The organism is Pseudomonas sp. P867 (genome assembly GCF_019891455.1).
In the GTDB taxonomy this organism is placed as follows: domain Bacteria; phylum Pseudomonadota; class Gammaproteobacteria; order Pseudomonadales; family Pseudomonadaceae; genus Aquipseudomonas; species Aquipseudomonas synxantha_A.
The window spans coordinates 63,506-84,359 of record NZ_JAFLXB010000007.1; the positions used below are offsets into that span (position 1 = coordinate 63,506).

The following is a 20,854-nucleotide window of genomic DNA, read 5'->3' on the forward strand; positions in this document are numbered from 1 at the left end:
AGGTCACCGTGAAAAAACGCAAGTCAGGGTTAACTACCGCCATCCACACCGGCCCGGGCTACCCGCTCAAGGCGCTGAGCTGCGTGCCATACGGCGCGTTGCTGTGTTGCCTGGCAAGCCTGGGAACCGCTCAGGCTGCACCCTATGTGGAAACCGGCAAGCTGGGTGATGCCGCCAGTTGGCGCAGCAACGAGTTCAAGGCCGACTGGGGCTTGGGCGCCGTGCATGCCGACACCGCGTATGCCGCCGGCTACACCGGCAAGGGCGTCAAGCTGGGGATCTTTGACCAGCCGGTGTATGCCCAGCACCCGGAATTCGCCAGCCCCGACAAGGTGGTGACGATTGTCACCGAGGGCATTCGCCAATATACCGACCCGTATATCCCGGTGAAGGCCGGTGATGCGTTCCGCTACGACGGCACGCCGTCCAAGGACTCCAACGGCAAGCTGGGTAACCACGGCACCCACGTCGGCGGCATTGCTGCGGGTAACCGCGATGGCGGGCCGATGCATGGCGTGGCGTTCAATGCGCAAATCCTCACCGCCGAAAACGGTGACCCGGGCCCGGAAGACGGGATTATCCTCGGCAACGATGGCGCGGTTTACAAGGCCGGCTGGGACGGGTTGGTTGCCAGCGGCGCACGCATCATCAACAACAGCTGGGGTATCGGCATCGGTGACCAGTACGCCAAGGGCGGCCGCGATCCGGCGTTCCCCAATTTCACCGTGAATGAAGCCCAGGCGCAGTTCAATACGATCCGGCCGATCCTCGGCACGATCGCAGGTGGTGCTTATCAAGGCGCCATCGACGCGGCCCGCAGTGGTGTGCTGACCATCTTTGCCGCCGGTAACGACTACAACCGCAACAACCCGGACGCGATTTCCGGCCTGGCGTATTTTGTGCCGGAGATTGCGCCGAACTGGCTGTCGGTGGCGGCATTGCAGCAGAACCCGGACACCGCCAGCCCTGATCCGTATGTGATCAGCACCTTCTCTTCACGTTGCGGCTATGCGGCGAGTTTTTGCGTATCGGCACCCGGTACCAAGATCTACAGCTCGATCATCAACGGCACCGACCTGAACAACCTGACCACCGACTGGGCCAACAAAAACGGCACCTCCATGGCCGCCCCCCATGTGGCGGGTGCAGCAGCGGTGCTGATGGAGCGCTTCGAGTACATGAGCGGCGACCAGATCTCCACGGTGCTCAAGACCACGGCCACTGACCTCGGCGCGCCGGGTATCGACTCGCTGTATGGCTGGGGCATGATCAACCTGGGCAAGGCGGTCAACGGCCCGGGGATGTTTATCACCGCCGAGGACATTCCTGCCGAGTTCCGCATTGAGGGCGCCTATGGCAGCGGGCAGTTCGTCGCGGACCTGCCGGGCGTCGGTGCGGTGGTGGACGCGGGCAAACCGACCCAGCGCATTTGCAACGACGTGCACTGCGGGCTGGATGTGTGGAGCAACAACATTTCAGGCCATGGCGGCTTGACCAAGCAGGGCATCGGCACCCTGGTGCTGGCCGGCGCCAACACCTACAGCGGCCCGACCCTGGTCAATCAGGGCTTGCTGGCGGTCAACGGTTCGGTCACCTCCGATGTCATCGTCAGCCAGACCGGCGTAATCGGTGGCTCGGGGCGTATCGGCTCGCTGACGGCAAATAGCGGCGGCGCCGTGGCGCCGGGCAATTCCATTGGCACCCTGAACGTGGCGGGTAATGTCACCTTCAACCCGGGCTCGACCTACGCTGTGGAATTATCGCCTACCAGCAGCGACCGTATCGTCGCCGGGGGTACCGCCACGCTCAATGGCGGCACCGTAACCCTGGCCCTGGAAAACAGCCCGACACTGTTGAGTGCAACCCAGGCCCAAAGCCTGATCGGCCGTCAGTACAACATCCTGCAAGCGGCGGGCGGTGTCACCGGCAGTTTTGGTGCTGTACTGCCCAACTATCTGTTTGTCGGCGGCACCTTGAATTACGCGGCCAACGGTGTGCAGTTAGACGTGACACGCACCAACAGCTTCGCCAGTGTTGCTGCTACACCGAACCAACGCGCCGTGGCCGCAGCCGCTGAGCAATTGGGTGCGGGCAATGGCGTGTATGAAAGCTTGCTGTTGGCACCGACGGCCGCTTCGGCCCAGGGCGCGTTCCAGCAACTGAGCGGTGAAGTCTATCCGGCGCTGCAAACTGCATTGGTCAATGACAGCCGTTATGTACGCGAAGCAGTGGGCGAGCGCCTGCGCAATGGCGAGATGGGCGCAACCAGCCAAGCCATCGACAGCCGTGGCAACGTATGGGTCAAGGCCCTGGGCGCCTGGGGCAAGACCGACAGCCGCAGCGACACCGCTGGCTATAACACCTCCATCGGCGGGATGCTTGCCGGGGTGGACGGTGCCCTCGACGACGCCACGCGCATTGGTCTGGTCGCGGGTTACAGCGATACCTCGCTGAACATGGGCAGCGACACCCATAGCCGCGCCTCGGTCGACAGCTACCACTTCGGTGCTTATGCCGGGCATGAAATCGGCGCCTGGCGCCTGAGCGGTGGGGCGACCTACAGCTGGCACCGCGCCGATGTGAAGCGCGACCTGCAATACGGCGATGTCGCCGGCAAGCAAAAGGCCAAGGTCGATGCGCACAGCACCCAGGTGTTCACCGAAGCGGCGTATCGCATCAACCTGCAACCGCTGGCCCTGGAGCCGTTCGCCAACCTGGCCTATGTGCACCTGGACACGGACAGCTTCAAAGAGAAGGGCGATGCCGCTGCGCTGAAAAGTGGCGACGACAGCCGCGACCTGGTGTTGAGCACCTTGGGTGTGCGCGCCTTGAAGACCTTCAACGTCAACGACCACCAGCAATTGGAAGTCTCCGGCACTCTGGGCTGGCAGCACAACCTGAGCAGCACCGATTCCGAGCAACACCTGGCGTTTGCCTCCGGTGGCCCGTCGTTCGCGGTCGAAAGTGCGCCGATGGTGCGGGATGCCGCACTGGTTGGGGCACGGGTCAGCCTGGCGTTGAGCAAGGATGCGCGGGTGAACTTTGACTACAACGGCCTGCTGGCCAGCAAAGAGAAGGTGCACGGCGTCGGCTTGAGCCTGGACTGGGCGTTCTAAAGGTCAGGTGTAGTTGGTTGTGGCGAGGGAGCAAGCTCCCTCGCCACAGAAGCTCACTCCTACAGTAGGTAACGGATAACAGGTGTTTTGGCTTTCTCTACAAATCCAACAACAGAGAGGCACTACCAATGGGTATCTTTGACTATAAAAACCTCGGCACCGAGGGTTCCAAAACGTTGTTCGCCGATGCGATGGCGATCACGATGTATTCCTACCACAACCTGGATAACGGCTTTGCCGTGGGTTACCAGAACAACGGCTTGGGCCTTGGCCTGCCGGCCACGCTGGTGAGCGCGCTGATTGGCAGCGGCAACGCCCAAGGCGTGATTCCCGGGATCCCGTGGAACCCGGATTCAGAAAAAGCCGCCCTCGACGCAGTGCAACAGGCCGGTTGGACCCCCATCAGCGCCAGCACCCTGGGCTATACCGGCAAGGTCGATGCCCGTGGCACCTTCTTTGGCGAAAAGGCTGCCTACGGTACCGCCCAAGTGGAAGTGCTGGGCAAATACGATGACGCCGGCAAACTGCTGGAAATCGGCATCGGCTTCCGTGGCACCTCGGGGCCACGGGAAAGCCTGATCACCGATTCCATCGGGGATGTGATCAGTGACCTGCTTGCTGCATTCGGTCCCAAGGACTATGCAAAAAATTACGCTGGCGAGGCGTTTGGCAACTTGCTCGGCGACGTCGCTGACTATGCCAGCGCCCAGGGCCTGAGCGGCAAGGATGTGGTGGTCAGCGGCCACAGCCTGGGCGGCCTTGCGGTCAACAGCATGGCGGATCTGAGCGGGAGCAAATGGTCAGGGTTCTACACCGATTCCAATTACGTAGCCTATGCGTCGCCCACCCAAAGCGCCGGCGACAAGGTGCTTAACGTCGGCTACGAAAACGACCCGGTATTCCGGGCGCTGGACGGTTCCTCATTCAACCTGTCGTCCCTGGGCGTACACGACAAACCCCACGAATCGAGCACCGACAATATTGTCAGCTTCAACGACCACTACGCTTCCGCACTGTGGAACGTGCTGCCGTTTTCCATCCTCAACCTGCCGACCTGGGTCTCGCACTTGCCCACCGGTTATGGCGACGGCATGACGCGCATCCTCGAGTCCGGCTTCTACGAGCAGATGACCCGTGACTCCACAGTGATCGTCGCCAACCTGTCCGATCCGGCACGGGCCAACACCTGGGTGCAGGACTTGAACCGCAACGCCGAGGCGCACAAGGGCAATACCTTTATCATCGGCAGCGACGGCGACGACCTGATCAAGGGCGGCAGGGGGGCGGACTTTATCGAAGGCGGCAAGGGTAATGATACGATCCGCGACAGCAGCGGGCATAACACGTTTTTGTTCAGTGGGCAGTTTGGTAATGATCGAGTGATTGGCTATCAGTCGACAGACAAGCTGGTGTTCAACGATGTGCAGGGCAGTACCGATTATCGCGATCACACCAAGGTGGTTGGCGGGGATACGGTGATCAGTTTTGGTGCCGATTCGGTGACGTTGGTGGGCGTGAGCAGTCTGTCGGGGGAGGGGATTGTTATCGCTTAAGTTGGAATGCGGTTGAAAACTGTGGGAGGGGGCCTGCCCCCTCCCACATTTGATCGGTGTTGATTCGAAGATTAGTTTTCCTTGCGCACCGTGGCTACATCATCGGCCTTGATGCGAATGCGCTTGCCGGCGATATCGGTAAATTCATAGAAGCCGTCGGCTGTCTTGGCGTTGGGCGTGTCCTTGGTCAAATACTGCGTGCCATTTTGCAATGTCACTACCGTTTGCGTGGAGCAACCGGCCAATACCAGAAAAGTGAGTGCAACCAGCGGCAGACCCAAATTCTTCATGTTCATAACCCTTACCTTTAACCCTGAAAAGTCCCGCAGCATCTGGCTGTGGGCTATAAATGTTACGCGATCAACTCCCTCATCTGATCGTTTTTTTGCAAAAAGTTGCAGGCGCCATTTATCTATTACCGATTGCAACAACGGCTTTGCATCGGCACTCTGTATGCATAACCAGTATTTGACTCCCTTGCGCCATGGCCAACCCCCTCGAAGACCCCTTGTATTACCTGCATAACTTCCGCCAGGTCCTGGCCTGGCTGGGGCAACGCTATGCCGATCTGCTCGATGCGGACGAACAGCATTTCATTCAGCAATTTGACAGGTTGCCCCAGGCGTCCCAGGCGTTATTGGTGCGCATGGTGATGCGCAAGGGTGTGCATTTTCGCGGCGCCAAGCTTAATTATGTGGAAATCGGCTGCCCCCATGCGGCCGCGGGCCCATTACGAGAACTGGGATGGGTGGATGACCAAAGCCCGCTGCCGTTTGCCACCTTGTTCGCCTTGCTGCAAAAGGGCGAAATCCTCGGCGCGTTCAGGCCCTGGATCGATCAGCCCAAGGGCAACAAGGCCACCTGGCTCGAACCGCTGGCGGCGCAGTTCAGCGAGCCGCGCAGTTTTGCTCAATGGTGCCCGGGCTTGGATGATGTGCTCTATAGCCTTACGGTCATGGCGTTGTGTGATCGCCTGCGCTTGATGTTCTTTGGCAACCTGCACCAGGACTGGTCCGAGTTCGTGCTGGCAGACCTGGGCATCTACACCTATGAAAAAGTCGAGATTTGCGCCGAGTCCCGCGGGTTACGCACGCGTGACGACGTGGTGGGGTTCCTGTTCCTGCACCAGTGCCAGCAAGCGTTTGAAGCCGGTGAGGCATTGGACACGCTGCTGGTGCAGATCGCTGGCCTGTGCACCGACAACCCCTGGCTGGAAAAACGCCGCGCCAAGCTGTTGTTCCAGATCGGCCAGTATTGCGAGCGCTGCGCCGAGCTTGCGCTGGCTGAACAGATCTACCTTGCCTGCGCCTATCCCGGTGCACGTGCGCGGTTGATCCGGGTCGTTGAGCGCCAAGAGGATTACGCCCGAGCGCTGGCCCTGGCCACCGCAGCTCAGCAGGCCCCGGAAAGCGCCGCTGAACAACAGCACTTGCTGCGTGTATTGCCGCGCCTGCGCCGCAAACTCGGCGAACCGGCGTTGCCCAAGGCCAAGCCGCAAGCGGTTGCACGCCTTGACCTGGCACTCGCCCAGGCGCCGCTGATGTCGGTGGAATACTGCGTCCAGGCGCACCTGAACGAGCCCGAGGCACCGGTGCATTACGTCGAGAATGGGTTGATCAACTCGCTGTTCGGCCTGTTGTGCTGGGAAGCGATTTTCGCGCCACTGCCGGGCGCGTTCTTCCATCCGTTCCAGCGTGGGCCGGCGGACCTGCACAGCGAAGACTTCCATCAACGCCGCGAGGCGTTGTTTGCTGCGTGTTTCGAGCAACTGGGGGATGAGCGCTACAAGGCCACCATCCGCCAACGTTTTCTGGACAAATGGGGTATCCAATCACCTTTCGTGTTTTGGAACCTGCTCAGCGAAGAGCTGTTGGAGCAAGCCCTGGCCTGCCTGCCCGCCGAGCACCTGCGCCATTGGTTCACACGCCTGCTGCTGGATATCCGCGCCAACCGCACCGGAATGCCGGACCTGATCCAGTTCTGGCCTGCACAAAAAACCTACCGCATGATCGAGGTCAAGGGCCCGGGCGACCGCCTGCAAGACAACCAACTGCGCTGGCTGCAATTTTGCGGCGAGTACCAGATGCCGGTCACCGTCTGTTACGTGCGCTGGGCGGAGCAACCCGCTTGAGTTACAGCGTGGCCGTACGGGCGCTGTGTGAGTTCACGGCCAAGGTCGGCGACCTTGACCTGCGCTTTACCCCGTCGCCCAGCGCCCAGGAAGGTATCGTCGGCCACCGTACGGTGGCGTCCCGGCGCAGCGCGCACTACCAGAATGAAGTCGCCCTGGAGGGGCAATACCAGCAGCTCAACGTGCGGGGCAGGGCGGACGGCTACGACCCCGACGCCAACCGCCTTGAAGAAGTCAAAACCTACCGCGGCGACCTCTCTGCCCAGCCCGCCAACCATCGGCAACTGCACTGGGCCCAGGTCAAGGTGTATGGCTGGCTGATGTGCCAGAAGCTCGGCCTCGGCGAAATCGACTTGGCGCTGGTGTACTTCGATATCGTTGGCGAAGGCGAGACGCTGCTGAACCAACGTTTCGACGCGGCGCAGCTTGAGCGCTTTTTCAATCAGCAATGTGCGTTGTTCCTCGACTGGGCCCAATTGGAAATGCAGCACCGCGATAAGCGCAACAAGGCCGCCCAAGCCCTGGCATTTCCCCATGCCGATTTTCGTCCCGGGCAGCGTACGTTGGCCGAGTCGGTCTACAAGGCGGTCAGCACCGGTCGTTGCCTGATGGCCCAGGCGCCCACGGGCATCGGCAAGACCGTCGGTACCCTCTTCCCGATGCTCAAGGCGCTGGCGCCGCAGCAGCTGGACAAGGTGTTCTTCCTTACCGCCAAAACGCCGGGGCGCAAGCTCGCCCTGGATGCCGCCCAGGTGCTGTACGACAGCAGTCCGGATCTGCCGCTGCGTGTACTTGAGCTGGTTGCACGGGACAAGGCGTGCGAACACCTGGATAAAGCCTGCCATGGTGATTCCTGCCCACTGGCCAAGGGTTTTTACGACCGCTTGCCCGCCGCCCGCCATGCCGCGTCCAGGGTTCGCCTGCTCGATCAGCGCAGCCTGCGCAGTGTGGCGCTGGCCCATGACGTGTGCCCGTATTACCTCAGCCAGGAAATGGCGCGCTGGGCCGACCTGGTGGTCGCCGACTACAACTATTTTTTCGACTTCGGCGCCCTGTTATTCGGCCTGGCGCAGTTGAACCAATGGCGTGTTGCGACGCTGGTCGACGAGGCCCATAACCTGGTGGAACGCGCCCGTTCGATGTACAGCGCCAGCCTCGACCAATACAGCCTCAAGACCTTGCGCGATACCGCGCCCGAGCCGCTGAACAAACCCTTGCAGCGCCTGAACCGCGAGTGGAACGCGTTGCACAAGGAACAAGTCGCGCCGTATCAGGCCTATGCCACCCGGCCCGACAAACTGCTACAGGCCCTGAGCCTGTGCACCAGCGCCATGGGCGACTACTTCAACGATCACCCCGAGTCCCTCAATGGAGACCTGCAAGCCTTCTACTTTGAAGCACTGCAATTTTCCAAGGTGGCCGAGCTATTCAACGAACACTTCATCTTCGACATCAGCAAGCGCCAGTTCAGTGGCAAGCGCAGTAGCTCGACCCTGTGCCTGCGTAATGTGGTGCCGGCCGAATTCATCCGGCCCCGATTGACGGCGGCTCGCAGCAGCGTGCTGTTTTCCGCGACCCTGAGCCCACGCCACTATTACGCCGATTTACTCGGGTTGCCGGCGGATACTGCCTGGGTCGATGTAGAGTCGCCGTTCAAGGCCGAGCAATTGCAGGTCAGCATCGTTGAGCGCATCTCTACACGCTTTGTGCACCGCCAGGCGTCGCTGGAACCTATTGTGGAATTGATCGCCCGGCAATTTGCCGAGCAGCCGGGCAACTACCTGGCGTTTTTCTCCAGCTTCGATTACCTGCAGCAAGTGGCGCAGTTACTCGCCGAGCGACACCCGCAGATTGCACTGTGGCTGCAGTCACGCGGCATGGCCGAGGCCGAGCGCCAGGCGTTCCTGGACCAGTTCACCCAGCACAGCCAAGGCATCGGTTTTGCGGTATTGGGCGGCGCGTTTGGCGAAGGTATCGACCTGCCGGGGGCGCGTTTGATTGGCGCTTTTATTGCCACCCTGGGCTTGCCGCAACTCAACCCGGTGAATGAACAGATCAAGGCACGCATGGGCGAGGTTTTCGGCGCGGGGTATGACTACACCTACCTGTATCCCGGCATCCAGAAGGTGGTGCAAGCGGCGGGGAGGGTGATCCGCAGCCAGCACGATCGCGGCGTGGTAATGCTGATCGATGACCGCTTTGGCGAGGCACGGGTTCGACAGTTGCTGCCGAGGTGGTGGGCGATCAATGTTTGACAGATTACGGCGATTCAAATGTGGGAGGGGGCTTGCTCCCGATTGCGGCGTATCTGCCAGCCAGTATGTAGCTGACCCACCGCTATCGGGAGCAAGCCCCCTCCCACATTTGAGCGGTGGTGTTGCTTAGATTACTTCCAGGTAAGAACTGTGTATCGCCCGCGCCAACTCGCGCACGGTGTCGATAAAGTCCGTCAACCGGGCGTGCAGTCCATCTTCCAGAATCTCATCGATCCCGGTATACCGCAGCCTTGCTTCGAACTCCGCCGCCAGGCGCTGCGCCGTGCGTCCGTAACTGCCGGGCAAGTCGGCGAGGATATGGCTCAACTCTTCGATGCACGCGTGCAGCGAGCGCGGGACATCGCTGCGTAACAGCAGTAGCTCCGAGACCGAGCGTGCATTCAGGGCGTTGGGGTATAACTCGGTGTACGCCTCGAACGAGGACAGCGCACGCAGCAGGGCGCTCCACTGGTAATAACCGCGAGCCGACAAGTCGCTGACTTCTTCGGACTCTTCACCAAACATCTCATAGCGCGCATCCAGCAGGCGCAAGGTGTTGTCGGCGCGTTCGACAAAGGTGCCAAGGCGAATAAACCGGTAGGCGTCATTGCGCATGATGGTGCCCGAGGTCGCGCCGCGAAACAGGTGCGAGCGTTGCTTGACCCAGTCGCAGAAGTGGCTGATGCCATGCCGCGCCAGGCCGCCGGCGGCGATGCTGCGCATTTCCAGCCAGGTGGCGTTGAGGTTTTCCCACATATCGGCGGTGATGCGCCCGCGCACGGCGTGGGCATTGCCTCGGGCGGCGCGCAGGCAGTTGTAAATGCTGGCCGGGTTTTCTTCGTCCAGGGCGAAGAAGTGCAACATGCGCTCGGCATCCAGGGTCTGGTGACGCTCCAGGTAGCTGTCCAGGGTGCCGCTGCTGAGCAACGACATTGCCAGCTCATCCAGGCCATCGCTGCGCCCGGCCTGGGGCATCAACGACAGTGAATAACTGACTTCCAACATGCGCGCCAGGTTCTCGGCGCGTTCCAGGTAGCGCGACATCCAGTACAGATCAGCAGCGGTTCTACTCAACATACTCAGCCCTCCACCACCCAGGTGTCCTTGGTTCCGCCGCCTTGCGACGAGTTGACGACCAGCGAACCTTCCTTCAGCGCCACGCGGGTCAAGCCGCCCGGCACCAGGCGGGTTTCCTTGCCCGAGAGCACGAAGGGGCGCAGGTCGATATGCCGGGGCGCGATGCCGTTTTCGACAAAGGTCGGGCAAGTGGACAGGCTCAAGGTCGGTTGGGCGATATAAGCGTGGGGACGCGCCTTGATGCGCTGGCGAAAATCTTCGATCTCGGCTGCGCTGGAGGCGGGGCCCACCAACATGCCGTAGCCGCCGGAACCCTGGGTTTCCTTGACCACCAGTTGTTCCAGGTTGGCCAGCACATGGGACAGTTCATCGGGCTTGCGGCACTGGAAGGTCGGTACGTTTTGCAGCACCGGCTCCTCGTCCAGATAGAAGCGGATCATCGCCGGCACATAGGGGTAGATCGACTTGTCGTCAGCCACCCCGGTGCCGATCGCGTTGGCGAGCACCACATTACCCGCGCAATAGGCCGCCACCAGGCCGGGTACGCCGAGCATTGACTTGGGGTTGAACGCCTCGGGGTCAAGGAAGGCGTCGTCGATGCGCCGGTAGATCACGTCCACCGCCTTGGGGCCATCGGTGGTGCGCATGAATACCTTGAGGTCGTGCACGAACAGATCGGCGCCTTCGACCAGCTCCACGCCCATTTCCCGCGCCAGGAACGCGTGTTCGAAAAAAGCGCTGTTGAAGCGCCCAGGGGTCAATACCACCACATTGGGGTTATCGAGGCGGCTGGCGCTTTTCAAGGTCTTGAGCAGCAGGTTGGGGTAGTGGTCCACCGGCGCAATGCGTTGCTTGGCGAACACTTCCGGGAACAGGCGCATCATCATCTTGCGGTCTTCGAGCATGTAGCTCACGCCGCTGGGGGTACGCAGGTTGTCTTCGAGCACGTAATAGGTGCCGTCGCCGTCGCGTACCAGGTCGACACCGGAGATGTGCGAGTAAATGTCGCGGTGCAGGTCCAGGCCGACCATCGCCTTCTGATAGCCCTCGTTGCCCAGCACCTGTTCTGCCGGAATGATCCCGGCCTTGATAATGCGCTGGTCGTGGTAGATGTCGGCGAGGAACATGTTCAGTGCGTTGACCCGCTGGATACAGCCGCGCTCGATCAGGCTCCACTCACTGGCGGGGATGCTGCGGGGGATGATGTCGAAGGGAATCAGGCGTTCGGTGTCTTGCTCGTCGCCATACAGGGTGAAGGTGATCCCGGCGCGATGGAACAGCAAGTCGGCTTCACGGCGACGCTGGGCCAGCAGTTCCGGCGGCGTGTTGGCCAGCCAGCGGGAAAAATCCTGATAGTGGGCGCGGCATACGCCGTTTGCGTCATTCATTTCATCGAAGAAAGTTCGAGCCATTCCAGTACCTTGTCAGTGCCGAGGGTTTCCTGGGTGGCACTGCCGCTTAAAAAACGCATGTTCTTATGAGCCCGTGGCTGAGGGTGCCAACAGGCCTGGTCCTTACTTTCTTATGGAGTCGGCTCTGGGTCGCGGGGTAACGAATGCTCCTGTTTTCGGGTAGATGAATGGATAAAGCAAGGGATGTGCCGGAACGCACACAAGGTGGCAATTACCTATGGCGAGCGAGCTTGCTCGCGCTGGAGTGCGCAGCGCTCGCGCTTTTGTGGGGGCCTGCTGCGCAGCCCAGCGCGAGCAAGCTCGCTCGCCACAGAAGCGGGCTCACCACAAGGGGGCAGAGGGTGCCCTGACTTGGTGCGCAAGAAACTTGAACTTCATCCACGCCCGATTCTTCTAATGAGTCCCGTCACTTTGTGGAGCATCGTTGTGCCCCGAATCATCTCCCCAAACACGCCGGAAGCGGCCCTGACCGACCATAGTGAACACAACGCCAAGATCTTCGGCTCGCCCAAGGATCGCCTCGACTTCTACCGGCGCGAGATCCAGTACGAAACCAGCATCCTGGCCAACCGCACTGACGCTTACCTCACTGCGCAATCGTTTCTGGTGATCGCTTTCGTGTCCGGCATGGGCAACCTCAACCCGGAATGGGGCAAGCTGTTCACGCTGGTGGTGCCGGTGATCCTCGCCGCGCTGGGTATTCTCAGCTCGCTCAACGCCTGGCCTGGCATACGCGCGGCCTACCAGATCATTGATCACTGGCACTACAAGCAAAGCGAATTGCTGCGCAGCGAGCCGGTGATGGGCCTGGCCTACGATGAATCGCCGCTGTTTTCCGAAATGGAGTCCAGTCACAAGGGCTATCGCAAGTCGTTGCTGTTTTCCATGCGCGCGCCGTGGTTGTTCATGGTGTTCTGGCTGGTGCTGGGCATCTATGCGTTTTATATCCAGGTGGACAATCCACTGCGCTGAGCAATCGGACGGAACTTCACTGGGGCACGTGACGCCTTAGCTTTACGCGGTAAAGATTTATCACCGGTCTGTGAAGAGGTATGCCATGTCTACATCCAACGATCCCCAAACCAGCAACCGCAATGACCCTGCCATCGATGGTGGCGAGCCAGCTCCGGGCACCGCTGCCGATGCGCCCAAGGACCCGACGCCTGCCAGCGACCCCAAGGCCAAGGAGAACGACTACAGTCCAGACTTCAAGCCTGAGCGCGAGCACAAGCCTGAAACCGATGCCGATATCGATACCCAAGGCGGTTAACGGAGACGGTCATGTCAAAAGAACTCGACGAAGAACTCAACGACCCCGGCAATGAAGATCCGGGTTCGCTGATGGATGATGCGCAAGTGCCGCTCAACGATCTGGATGAAGCGGCCGACGTCGGCAATACCGACAGTCAGGATTGATCGGGCGGCGGGCCAAAGGGATCGGTGAGCTTGAACAGTAGGTATTCTTACTGTGCTTGATCCACTGAAACCTTCTGGCCCGGTACGCGGTTATCCGTCACGCCAAGCGCGGCGCAGGATTCATTTTTTGTGCGCGGCGCGTCGTTCGTACCACGCCAGCAAGGGCTGGGTGCTGAGGCCATGCACCATCACGCTCAGCGCGATCACCGAGAGGGTCAGGTTCACCGCCACGGCGCTGCTGGTACCGATCAGCCCATGGTTGAGCGCATAGAACAGGTAGTAGAGGCTGCCGATCCCACGAATACCAAACCAACTGACCAGGCTGCGTTGTCGCCGATCCAGCAGGCTGCCCCAAGGCATCGCAAACACGCTGAGCGGGCGAACCACACAGAACAGCAACGCCGCCACCGCCAGCGCGCGCCAATCCCAATGGCTGACCAACACGATGCCCAATACGCTGACCAGGAACACTTCCATCGAGCGCTCGACCAGGCTGCCAAAAGCCAGCATGTCGCCCATCATCACGCCGGCGGCGATCTGGGTGTCCTTCAACTGGCTGACGTCACCGTGCAGCGCCTGCTCGGGCTCGATCTCCAGATGGCCCACCACCGGCTGGGCCAGGTGCTCGGCCGGCGTTTGCGCATAACCGGTGGATTTGACCTCGGCCTGGCGCAGCCCCAGGCCCGCCGCAAACACCGACAAGAAGCCGTAGCCGCCGACCGCTTCAGCCGTCACATACGCCAGGGCAATCAGCGCGAGGGTGAGGTAGTCATTCGGTGACAGGGTGCTATCGGCATTGATCAAGCGCAGGCGCAGGGTGATACGGCCAATGCCGCGGCCCATCCAGTAACCCATCAACAGCCCGGCCGGTACCGCCCACAGCAGGTTCTTCAGCACCCAGCCGCCGAACCAGTCGCCGTCGAAACCGCCATGTTGCATGAACAGCAGGCCAAAAATCACAAAAGGAAACGCAGTGCCGTCGTTCAACCCTGCTTCGCCGGACAGGCCGAATCGCAACGCGTCATAGTCCTGGGCATTGTTGACCTGCACCAGGCCGGCCAGCACCGGATCTGTGGGCGCCAGCATCGCCCCCACCAGCAATGAAACGCCCCAGGTTAAATCGAACAGGTAGTGCAGTAACAGGCAGGTGCCGAGGATGGTCAGCAGCATCACCGGCCCGGCCATGCCAAAGGCGATGCGCCAGGTGCGGTGCTTGAGCGGCAGGCGCAATTTCAAACCGCTGACAAACAGCGAAAACAGCACCGCCACTTCCGTCAGGTGCTCCATCCAGCGCGCTGAGCCCTTCACGTCCAGGTGCAACAAGTCCACGCCCAGCGGGCCAATGGCGATGCCCAGCAACAAGCACACCGCTGAGGTGGTCACCGGCATCCAGCGCAAATAGGAGGAGGTGAGGGCGAGGGTGAGCAGTACGGCGCCCAATACGGCCAACCATAGAATGAAAGTCATCGTGCGTGTTCCAGGGCCGTGGTCTATGCAGGTTTGAGAACAGCGACCGGGAGGGGGTTCAATGTGATTGCCTGCCACGGGGACAAGGCCCTATTTATCCATTGAACGACGGTTTGCTATGCACTAAGTTGACCGATTGTTGCCGCGCGCATATTTATGGATTTGCGTCTTTATTCTTTCACCAGAGGCTCTGGCATGAGGTTTTCTCCCTTCGTTGAGCGAATTGCAGGGCAGGGCGTCGCCGCCTGGGACATCCACCACGCTGCGTTCGACGCTGCCGGCCAGGGCGAAGACGTCATCATCCTCAGCGTCGGCGACCCGGATTTCGCCACGCCGGCCTTTATCACTGACGCCGCCGTCAATGCCTTGCACGCGGGAGATTCCCACTACACCGAGATCGCCGGGCGCCCGGCCTTGCGCGAGGCGATCGCGACCCGTTACCGCCAGACCCTGGCCCGCCCGTTGGCGGCTGACAACGTCATCATCGTGCCCGGTGCGCAGAACGCGCTGTTCATCAGCTCGCTATGCCTGTTGCAGGCCGGCGACGAAGTGCTGGTGCTCGACCCGATGTACGTCACCTACGAAGCCACGCTCAAGGCCAGCGGCGCCACCCTGGTGCGGGTGCCCTGCAGTGCGCAGTCCGGCTTTCGACTGGATCCACCATTGCTCGCCGCCGCGATCACGCCGCGCACCCGGGCGATATTCTTTTCCAATCCGAACAACCCCACTGGCGTGGTGCTCAACCGGCAAGAGCTGCAAGCCATTGCGGACTTGGCGATCGCACATGACCTGTGGGTGGTAGTGGATGAGGTCTACGAAAGCCTGGTGTTCGACGGTCAATACCACAGCCTCGCGGCGTTGCCGGGCATGGCGCAGCGCTGCATTGTGATCGGCAGCTTGTCCAAGTCCCATGCCATGACCGGTTGGCGAATCGGTTGGCTCATCGCCCCAGCGCAAATGGTGCAGCACGCTGAAACCCTGCTGTTGAGCATGATGTACGGCTTGCCCGGCTTCGTGATGGAGGCGGCGACAGCTGCGGTGTTGGCCCATGACGAAGTCACGCAAGGCATGCTTGAGACTTACCGACGCCGACGCGACCTGGTGGTGACTGCCTTGAGCGCCTGCCCGGGCATCCGCGTGCAGGCGCCGCAAGCGGGCATGTTTGTGTTGGTGGATGTGCGCGATACGGGCCTGGGGTCCCTGGATTTCGCCTGGCGCCTGTTTCGTGAAGCTGGCGTGTCGGTGCTGGACGCGGCAGCCTTCGGCGAGCCTGCCCAGGGCTTCGTTCGGCTTTCCTTTACCTTGGGCGAGGAGCGTCTGGCGCAAGCCTGTCGGCGGATTGTGCTGTTTATTGAACAGCTTGCCAGTGAGCGGGCCGTGCACTGGGCGTGAGTACTTGCCCAACTCTCCCACAGGCTACGCAGCCCTGTTAGTCAGCCAACGGCGGCAAACGCCGTTTCACCGGGGTTTTCTTGACGATAGCGGTGTTGGTCTCGGCATAGGTATTCAGCCGGTCCAGCAGCGTGTCGAGGTGCTCCATGGTGCGTACATGCAGGCGTGCGATAAAGCAGTCGTCGCCCGTGACCTTATCGCATTCTGTGAACTCGGGGATCGCCTGGATTTGGCGTTCCACTTCCTGCAATTTGCCGGGCAGAGGGCGGATGCGCACGATGGCTTGCAGCAGGTAGCCGAAGTGCTTGGGGTCGATGTCGACGGTGTAGTGGGTCAGCACGCCGCGCTCTTCCAGGCGGCGCAGACGTTCGCTGACGCTCGGCGAAGACAAACCGGTGATGCCCGCCAGGGTCTTGAGGGACAGGCGCGAGTCGTCCATCAAGGCGGCGATCAATTGCTGGTCGATAGTGTCGATCATGAGCTTTGCCTAATAAGAAAAGGTGAATCCTGGGTTTTGCCTTTTTTAGTCGCTGTAGCCGTGTCGAGCAGATTGCCATAATTGAGCCTCACTTGAGGAGCCTCAATCATGGATACATCAATCCGTCGCGGAACCTGGGAAATGATCGCTGCCATGCTGATCTCCGGCACCATTGGCTGGTTTGTGCTGGTGTCGGGCGTGTCGGTGCTTGAGGTGGTGTTCTGGCGTTGCGTGATTGGCGCGCTGACACTGCTGCTGGTGTGCGCGTTGCTGGGGTATTTGCGCCTGGAGTTACTCAACTGGGCCAAGCTAGGGCTGGCAGTGCTCAGCGGCGTGGCGATCGTCGGTAACTGGCTGTTGCTGTTCGAGTCCTATTCCCGTGCGTCCATCGCGATCAGCACGGCGGTGTACAACGTGCAGCCGTTCATACTGGTGATGCTGGCAGCGGTGTTTCTCGGTGAGAAGATCACCGTGCAGAAAATGGCGTGGCTGAGTGTGGCGTTCCTGGGCATGTTGGCGATCGTGACCGCCCATGGTGAGCAATCGGGTGGCGGGAACTATCTTGCTGGCATTGCCTTGGCCTTGGGCGCGGCATTTTTGTACGCGGTGGCGGCGCTGATCATCAAACGCCTGAAGGACGTACCGCCGCATTTGATGGCGTTGATCCAGGTGACCACCGGCGCCGTGCTGCTGGCGCCGCTGGTGCCCTGGCACAGCTTGCCCGGGTCGACCACTGCCTGGACGGCACTGGCGACATTGGGCGTGGTGCATACCGGTTTGATGTATGTGTTGCTGTACGGGGCTATTCAGAAGCTGCCCACGGCGATGACCGGCGCGTTGTCGTTCATCTATCCGATTGCGGCGATCCTGGTCGACTGGATCGCGTTCGGGCATCGCCTGGGGTGGCTGCAATGGCTGGGTGTGGCGGCGATTCTGCTGGCCGCTGCCGGGCTGCAGCGGGGCTGGTGGTGGCCCCGCGCCCGTCAGCTCAGTGCGTGCCCTGATAGATGAGGTTTTCCGGATTGAAATGCTCTACAGCACTGCCCGGCTGCGGCAACCCAAGAATATGCCCCTTGATCTTGCCCACCACATGCATCTCGCACGGCTTGCAATCGAACTTCAAGGTCAGCACTTCGTCGCCGTGGATCAACTGCATCGGCGCGACCTTGGTCTTCACGCCGGTGACGCCCTTGGCCTGTTTGGGGCACAGGTTGAACGAGAAACGCAGGCAATGCTTGGTGATCATCACTGGCACTTCGCCGGTTTCTTCGTGGGCTTCGAAGGCCGCATCGATCAGCTTCACGCCGTGACGGTGGTAGAAGTCGCGGGCCTTCTGGTTATAGACGTTGGCCAGGAATGACAGATGCGCATCCGGATACACCGGCGGCGGGGTGGTCTCGGCCTTGCGTCCGCCCCGAGGGTGCGCCTGGATGCGGGCGGCGGTCAGGGCTTCGATCACTTCACGGCGCATGGCCTTGAGCTGCGAGTTGGGGATGAAGAACGCCTGCGGCGCGTCCAGCTCGATGCGGGTGGCGTGATACTCCGTGGTGCCGAGCTGGCCGAGCAGATCGCGCAGGGTGTCCAGTGCCTGTTCCGGCTTGTTGGCTACACCAAACGGGCCGGGCAGGGTGACACTGGCGCTGATGCCTTCTTCGCTGGTGGCGGTGAGGTGCAACTGCTCTTCACGCAGGCGTGCAACCCACGCCAGACCGATACGGCGTTCGGCGGACGTCTTGAGCAGTGCCTGTTGCCAGTTATGGTCCAGGTTACGGTTCAAAGGATGGTTGGGGCGCAACTGATGCAGGCCGGCCGGCATTTCATTCGGCTCGACGCGGTAGCGATAGCGCTTCTCGCCGTCTTCTTCGAACTCGCCTTTAGGCTCGGCGATATTGGCGCGGAACCCTACCACCTCACGCTTGACCAGCACATTCAGACCATCGCCGTTGGAAAGCGGCTCATGGGTGACTACCTGCAAGTCACGCTTGCCGGCTTTTTCCACCACACCCACCGGCAGGCCGGTAAACGTCGGGGTGTCGAACGCGCCGATGTCGATCTTGCGATCGGTGACGAAATAGTCGGTGCTGCCACGGTGGAAGGTTTTTTCCGGGTCTGGCACGAAGAAGTGCGCGGTACGCCCGCTGGAGGCACGGGCCAGATCTGGGCGGTCTTCGAGGATTTCGTCGAGGCGCTGGCGGTAGTAGGCGGTGATGTTCTTCACATAGCCCATGTCCTTGTAGCGGCCTTCGATTTTGAATGAACGCACACCCGCTTCGACCAGCGCGCGCAGGTTGGCGCTCTGGTTGTTGTCTTTCATCGACAGCAGGTGCTTTTCAAAGGCCACGACGCGGCCCTGGTCATCTTTCAAGGTGTACGGCAGACGGCAGGCCTGGGAGCAATCGCCACGGTTGGCACTGCGGCCATTCTGCGCATGGGAAATATTGCACTGCCCGGAGAACGCCACGCACAGGGCGCCGTGGATAAAGAATTCGATGGCGGCATCGGTTTCGTCGGCGATTGCGCGGATTTCCTGCAGGTTCAGCTCACGGGCCAATACCAACTGCGAGAAACCGGCCTGATCAAGAAACTTTGCCCGGCCCAGGGTGCGGATGTCGGTCTGGGTGCTGGCGTGTAGCTCGATGGGCGGAATATCCAGCTCCATCACGCCCAGATCCTGCACGATCAACGCGTCTACACCTGCGTCATACAGCTGGTGGATCAGCTTGCGCGCTGGCTCCAGCTCGTTGTCATGCAAGATGGTGTTGATGGTGGTGAAGACGCGGGCGTGGTATCGACGGGCGAATTCCACCAGCTGCGCGATATCGCTCACGTCGTTACACGCATTATGGCGAGCGCCGAAGCTCGGCCCGCCGATATAAATGGCGTCGGCGCCATGCAGAATGGCCTCGCGCGCAATGGCGACATCGCGTGCAGGGCTGAGCAATTCAAGGTGATGCTTGGGCAAGGACATAGTTTTTTTAGTCAGGCTTGTCACGGTCGAGGCGCGCATTGTAGCCGTGAAATGCCCGGCCGGCATCTACCGCAGGGCTGTCGGGCCCAGGGCCCTGTGTGGGAGGGGCTTGCTCCCGATGAGGGTGTGTCAGTAATTAAAACTGTTCTGACCCACCGCTATCGGGAGCAAGCCCCCTCCCACATTTGCTGTAGCGTCATAGATATCAGGCTTTGGCAGCCATCGCTGTTACTTCAACACGCATTCCGTCCACCGCCAATGCAGCAACACCCACCGCAGCCCGCACCGGCCATGGCTTGGCAAAAAAGCGCTTGTAGACTTCATTGAACGCAGCGCGGTCGGCCATATCGGTGAGGTAGATGGTCAGGTGCATCACCCGGTCCATGGAACTGCCGGCTTTTTCCAGCGCGACTTTGAGCGCTTGCAGGGTGCATTCGCTTTGCAGGGTGATATCGCCCAGCTCCAGGCTGCCGTCGGCGTGGGTCGGGATTTGGGTCGAGACCAGAATGCCGTTGAAGCCGATGACATCGGAGGAGATGGAGTCGGCATCTGGGTCGGGAGTGAAAGAAAGATCGTGGTTGGCCATGTAGGTCTCATGTGCAGTGCGGATCGAAGGTTGGCGAACAGTTTAAACACTGCCCGCTCGAAGGTCACGGCGCCTGCGTCTGTAGTTGCTACCCCCTCTAACAGGTAAGCTTGCGCCAGCATGTCAGTGAACGAACGATAGGGATATTGGAATGGTAGTTAAGTTAATGACGACGGCAGCGTGCTGGGACATGGACGCTAACGTGTCGGCCAGTTTTGCGCACGCGGCCCCCAAGGACCTGTTTTATTTTTGCCCTTGTTGCCTTGAGGAGGTCGTTGCGGCCATTTCAATTCTGGGCAACTTCTATTTCAGGGCGCTGAACTCTCACAAACCGCGCTGTGTGAACGAAAAAGCCCCGTCTCATGCGTCTGCGTTTCCAGGAGTGTCAGCCCCGCGACCGGCCTATATCGCGCCGCCGCTTATCCCAAGCCACTTGGGCAAACTCTCCACGCGGCGCAAAAACGCCAAACCAACGGTTACCGAGATGCAAGCTCTGGCCTCGTCGCTCCAAGCGTCGACGTCTGCGGTTATACACCCAGGCACTTTGGCTGAAGTTGTTGAAGCATGGTCTGCTATGACCGTAAACGTCCGTCAGCGAACATCGCTATCTATCGCGGGCCAGCAACTGACCTATTTCGATGCGTTTGCGCAGCTTACTGCCGCTCAAAAGAACATTGCGTCCCTGGGATGTGATCAACTCATCACCCATGCTCAGGCGACGGTGTCGCTGCTGGATAACGTAGTTTTAGTCGTAACCTGGCTCAAGTTCGATACACAAAACAAACCAGTGCCGATCAGGGTAAAAATGAAGCGCAGTGATCCAGTAGCCAATCAATTGGCCAAAGGTCAGCACGTAAGGCTGTTTCTGCATGGTCCTGCCCCTGTACTCAATGCTCAGCAAAAATACTTCGAAATGCAGAACATCAGCGAGTACCTGGGATTCATTGTGATGACGTAAAACAACTGTTTTGCGCCATCACAGTTTTTACCGCGGTGAGCCTTG

16 protein-coding genes and 1 pseudogene are annotated in these 20,854 nt (G+C 60.6%); 10 read left to right on the plus strand and 7 right to left on the minus strand.

Annotation, left to right across the window (positions count from 1 at the left end):
- Nucleotides 1-8: 8 nt before the first annotated feature.
- Nucleotides 9-3,116, plus strand: a complete 3,108-nt coding sequence (locus J1G33_RS14515; protein ID WP_223018276.1) for an autotransporter serine protease — start codon at nt 9-11, stop codon at nt 3,114-3,116.
- A gap of 128 nt (nt 3,117-3,244) precedes the next feature.
- Nucleotides 3,245-4,669, plus strand: a complete 1,425-nt coding sequence (locus tag J1G33_RS14520; RefSeq protein ID WP_223018277.1) for a lipase — start codon at nt 3,245-3,247, stop codon at nt 4,667-4,669.
- 71 nt (nt 4,670-4,740) lie between these two features.
- Here J1G33_RS14520 and J1G33_RS14525 read toward each other — a convergent pair whose 3' ends face one another.
- On the minus strand, nt 4,741-4,965 hold the full coding sequence (locus J1G33_RS14525) for a YgdI/YgdR family lipoprotein (protein WP_005788446.1): 225 nt from the start codon (nt 4,963-4,965) through the stop codon (nt 4,741-4,743).
- Between the two features lie 188 nt (nt 4,966-5,153).
- Here J1G33_RS14525 and J1G33_RS14530 point away from each other — a divergent pair, with 188 nt between their 5' ends.
- On the plus strand, nt 5,154-6,800 hold the full coding sequence (locus J1G33_RS14530) for a VRR-NUC domain-containing protein (protein WP_032875265.1): 1,647 nt from the start codon (nt 5,154-5,156) through the stop codon (nt 6,798-6,800).
- The gene (locus J1G33_RS14535) at nt 6,797-9,055 is read left to right on the plus strand and encodes an ATP-dependent DNA helicase (protein ID WP_223018278.1); all 2,259 of its coding nucleotides are present in this window, start codon (nt 6,797-6,799) and stop codon (nt 9,053-9,055) included. The genes J1G33_RS14530 and J1G33_RS14535 overlap by 4 nt, the downstream gene beginning before the upstream one ends.
- Nucleotides 9,056-9,181: 126 nt before the next feature.
- Here J1G33_RS14535 and J1G33_RS14540 read toward each other — a convergent pair whose 3' ends face one another.
- Both J1G33_RS14540 and J1G33_RS14545 read right to left on the minus strand, forming a co-directional pair.
- Nucleotides 9,182-10,132, minus strand: coding sequence for an alpha-E domain-containing protein (locus J1G33_RS14540; protein ID WP_005788443.1), 951 nt, complete (start codon nt 10,130-10,132; stop codon nt 9,182-9,184).
- A 2-nt stretch (nt 10,133-10,134) separates the two neighbouring features.
- Nucleotides 10,135-11,544 (minus strand): circularly permuted type 2 ATP-grasp protein, encoded by a 1,410-nt coding sequence (locus tag J1G33_RS14545; RefSeq protein ID WP_005788442.1) that lies wholly within the window; start codon nt 11,542-11,544, stop codon nt 10,135-10,137.
- Nucleotides 11,545-11,970: 426 nt separating this feature from the next.
- Between J1G33_RS14545 and J1G33_RS14550 the strand changes: the two genes are divergently transcribed.
- The 3 genes from J1G33_RS14550 (at nt 11,971) to J1G33_RS27885 (ending at nt 12,960) form a co-directional block, all read left to right on the plus strand.
- Entirely contained in the window at nt 11,971-12,516 is a 546-nt protein-coding gene (locus tag J1G33_RS14550) for a hypothetical protein (RefSeq protein ID WP_032803895.1), read from the plus strand.
- 85 nt (nt 12,517-12,601) lie between these two features.
- A complete protein-coding gene (locus J1G33_RS14555; protein ID WP_032875270.1) occupies nt 12,602-12,814 on the plus strand; it encodes a hypothetical protein in 213 nt (70 codons plus the stop codon).
- 11 nt (nt 12,815-12,825) lie between these two features.
- Nucleotides 12,826-12,960, plus strand: a complete 135-nt coding sequence (locus J1G33_RS27885) for a hypothetical protein (protein ID WP_005788437.1) — start codon at nt 12,826-12,828, stop codon at nt 12,958-12,960.
- A gap of 120 nt (nt 12,961-13,080) precedes the next feature.
- On the opposite strand, the gene J1G33_RS14560 is transcribed toward J1G33_RS27885, so the two are convergent.
- Nucleotides 13,081-14,427, minus strand: coding sequence for a sodium:proton antiporter (locus J1G33_RS14560; RefSeq protein ID WP_032875272.1), 1,347 nt, complete (start codon nt 14,425-14,427; stop codon nt 13,081-13,083).
- A 195-nt stretch (nt 14,428-14,622) separates the two neighbouring features.
- On the opposite strand from J1G33_RS14560, the pseudogene J1G33_RS14565 reads away from it, so the two are divergent.
- Nucleotides 14,623-15,789: pseudogene (locus J1G33_RS14565) on the plus strand (aminotransferase class I/II-fold pyridoxal phosphate-dependent enzyme); the annotation flags it as partial.
- A gap of 67 nt (nt 15,790-15,856) precedes the next feature.
- Here J1G33_RS14565 and J1G33_RS14570 read toward each other — a convergent pair.
- Nucleotides 15,857-16,297 (minus strand): Lrp/AsnC family transcriptional regulator, encoded by a 441-nt coding sequence (locus J1G33_RS14570; protein ID WP_032875274.1) that lies wholly within the window; start codon nt 16,295-16,297, stop codon nt 15,857-15,859.
- A 108-nt stretch (nt 16,298-16,405) separates the two neighbouring features.
- On the opposite strand from J1G33_RS14570, the gene J1G33_RS14575 reads away from it, so the two are divergent.
- Nucleotides 16,406-17,308: a DMT family transporter gene (locus J1G33_RS14575; RefSeq protein ID WP_223018280.1), complete on the plus strand. Its 903-nt coding sequence runs from the start codon at nt 16,406-16,408 to the stop codon at nt 17,306-17,308.
- Here J1G33_RS14575 and J1G33_RS14580 read toward each other — a convergent pair.
- Nucleotides 17,286-19,265 (minus strand): U32 family peptidase, encoded by a 1,980-nt coding sequence (locus tag J1G33_RS14580; protein WP_103735185.1) that lies wholly within the window; start codon nt 19,263-19,265, stop codon nt 17,286-17,288. The two genes, J1G33_RS14575 and J1G33_RS14580, sit on opposite strands and share 23 nt — an antisense overlap.
- A gap of 205 nt (nt 19,266-19,470) precedes the next feature.
- Nucleotides 19,471-19,851 (minus strand): RidA family protein, encoded by a 381-nt coding sequence (locus tag J1G33_RS14585; protein ID WP_032875277.1) that lies wholly within the window; start codon nt 19,849-19,851, stop codon nt 19,471-19,473.
- Nucleotides 19,852-20,041: 190 nt separating this feature from the next.
- Here J1G33_RS14585 and J1G33_RS14590 point away from each other — a divergent pair, with 190 nt between their 5' ends.
- The gene (locus tag J1G33_RS14590; protein WP_223018281.1) at nt 20,042-20,809 is read left to right on the plus strand and encodes a hypothetical protein; all 768 of its coding nucleotides are present in this window, start codon (nt 20,042-20,044) and stop codon (nt 20,807-20,809) included.
- Nucleotides 20,810-20,854 lie beyond the last annotated feature (45 nt).

What these genes read in the sequence shown, in the direction of transcription:
- J1G33_RS14520 (WP_223018277.1), top strand. Translation starts at nt 3,245, where the DNA reads ATGGGTATCTTTGACTATAAAAACCTCGGCACCGAGGGTTCCAAAACG.
- J1G33_RS14525 (WP_005788446.1), bottom strand. Translation starts at nt 4,965, where the DNA reads ATGAACATGAAGAATTTGGGTCTGCCGCTGGTTGCACTCACTTTTCTG.
- J1G33_RS14530 (WP_032875265.1), top strand. Translation starts at nt 5,154, where the DNA reads ATGGCCAACCCCCTCGAAGACCCCTTGTATTACCTGCATAACTTCCGC.
- J1G33_RS14540 (WP_005788443.1), bottom strand. Translation starts at nt 10,132, where the DNA reads ATGTTGAGTAGAACCGCTGCTGATCTGTACTGGATGTCGCGCTACCTG.
- J1G33_RS14545 (WP_005788442.1), bottom strand. Translation starts at nt 11,544, where the DNA reads ATGGCTCGAACTTTCTTCGATGAAATGAATGACGCAAACGGCGTATGC.
- J1G33_RS14555 (WP_032875270.1), top strand. Translation starts at nt 12,602, where the DNA reads ATGTCTACATCCAACGATCCCCAAACCAGCAACCGCAATGACCCTGCC.
- J1G33_RS27885 (WP_005788437.1), top strand. Translation starts at nt 12,826, where the DNA reads ATGTCAAAAGAACTCGACGAAGAACTCAACGACCCCGGCAATGAAGAT.
- J1G33_RS14560 (WP_032875272.1), bottom strand. Translation starts at nt 14,427, where the DNA reads ATGACTTTCATTCTATGGTTGGCCGTATTGGGCGCCGTACTGCTCACC.
- J1G33_RS14570 (WP_032875274.1), bottom strand. Translation starts at nt 16,297, where the DNA reads ATGATCGACACTATCGACCAGCAATTGATCGCCGCCTTGATGGACGAC.
- J1G33_RS14575 (WP_223018280.1), top strand. Translation starts at nt 16,406, where the DNA reads ATGGATACATCAATCCGTCGCGGAACCTGGGAAATGATCGCTGCCATG.
- J1G33_RS14580 (WP_103735185.1), bottom strand. Translation starts at nt 19,265, where the DNA reads ATGTCCTTGCCCAAGCATCACCTTGAATTGCTCAGCCCTGCACGCGAT.
- J1G33_RS14585 (WP_032875277.1), bottom strand. Translation starts at nt 19,851, where the DNA reads ATGGCCAACCACGATCTTTCTTTCACTCCCGACCCAGATGCCGACTCC.
- J1G33_RS14590 (WP_223018281.1), top strand. Translation starts at nt 20,042, where the DNA reads ATGGACGCTAACGTGTCGGCCAGTTTTGCGCACGCGGCCCCCAAGGAC.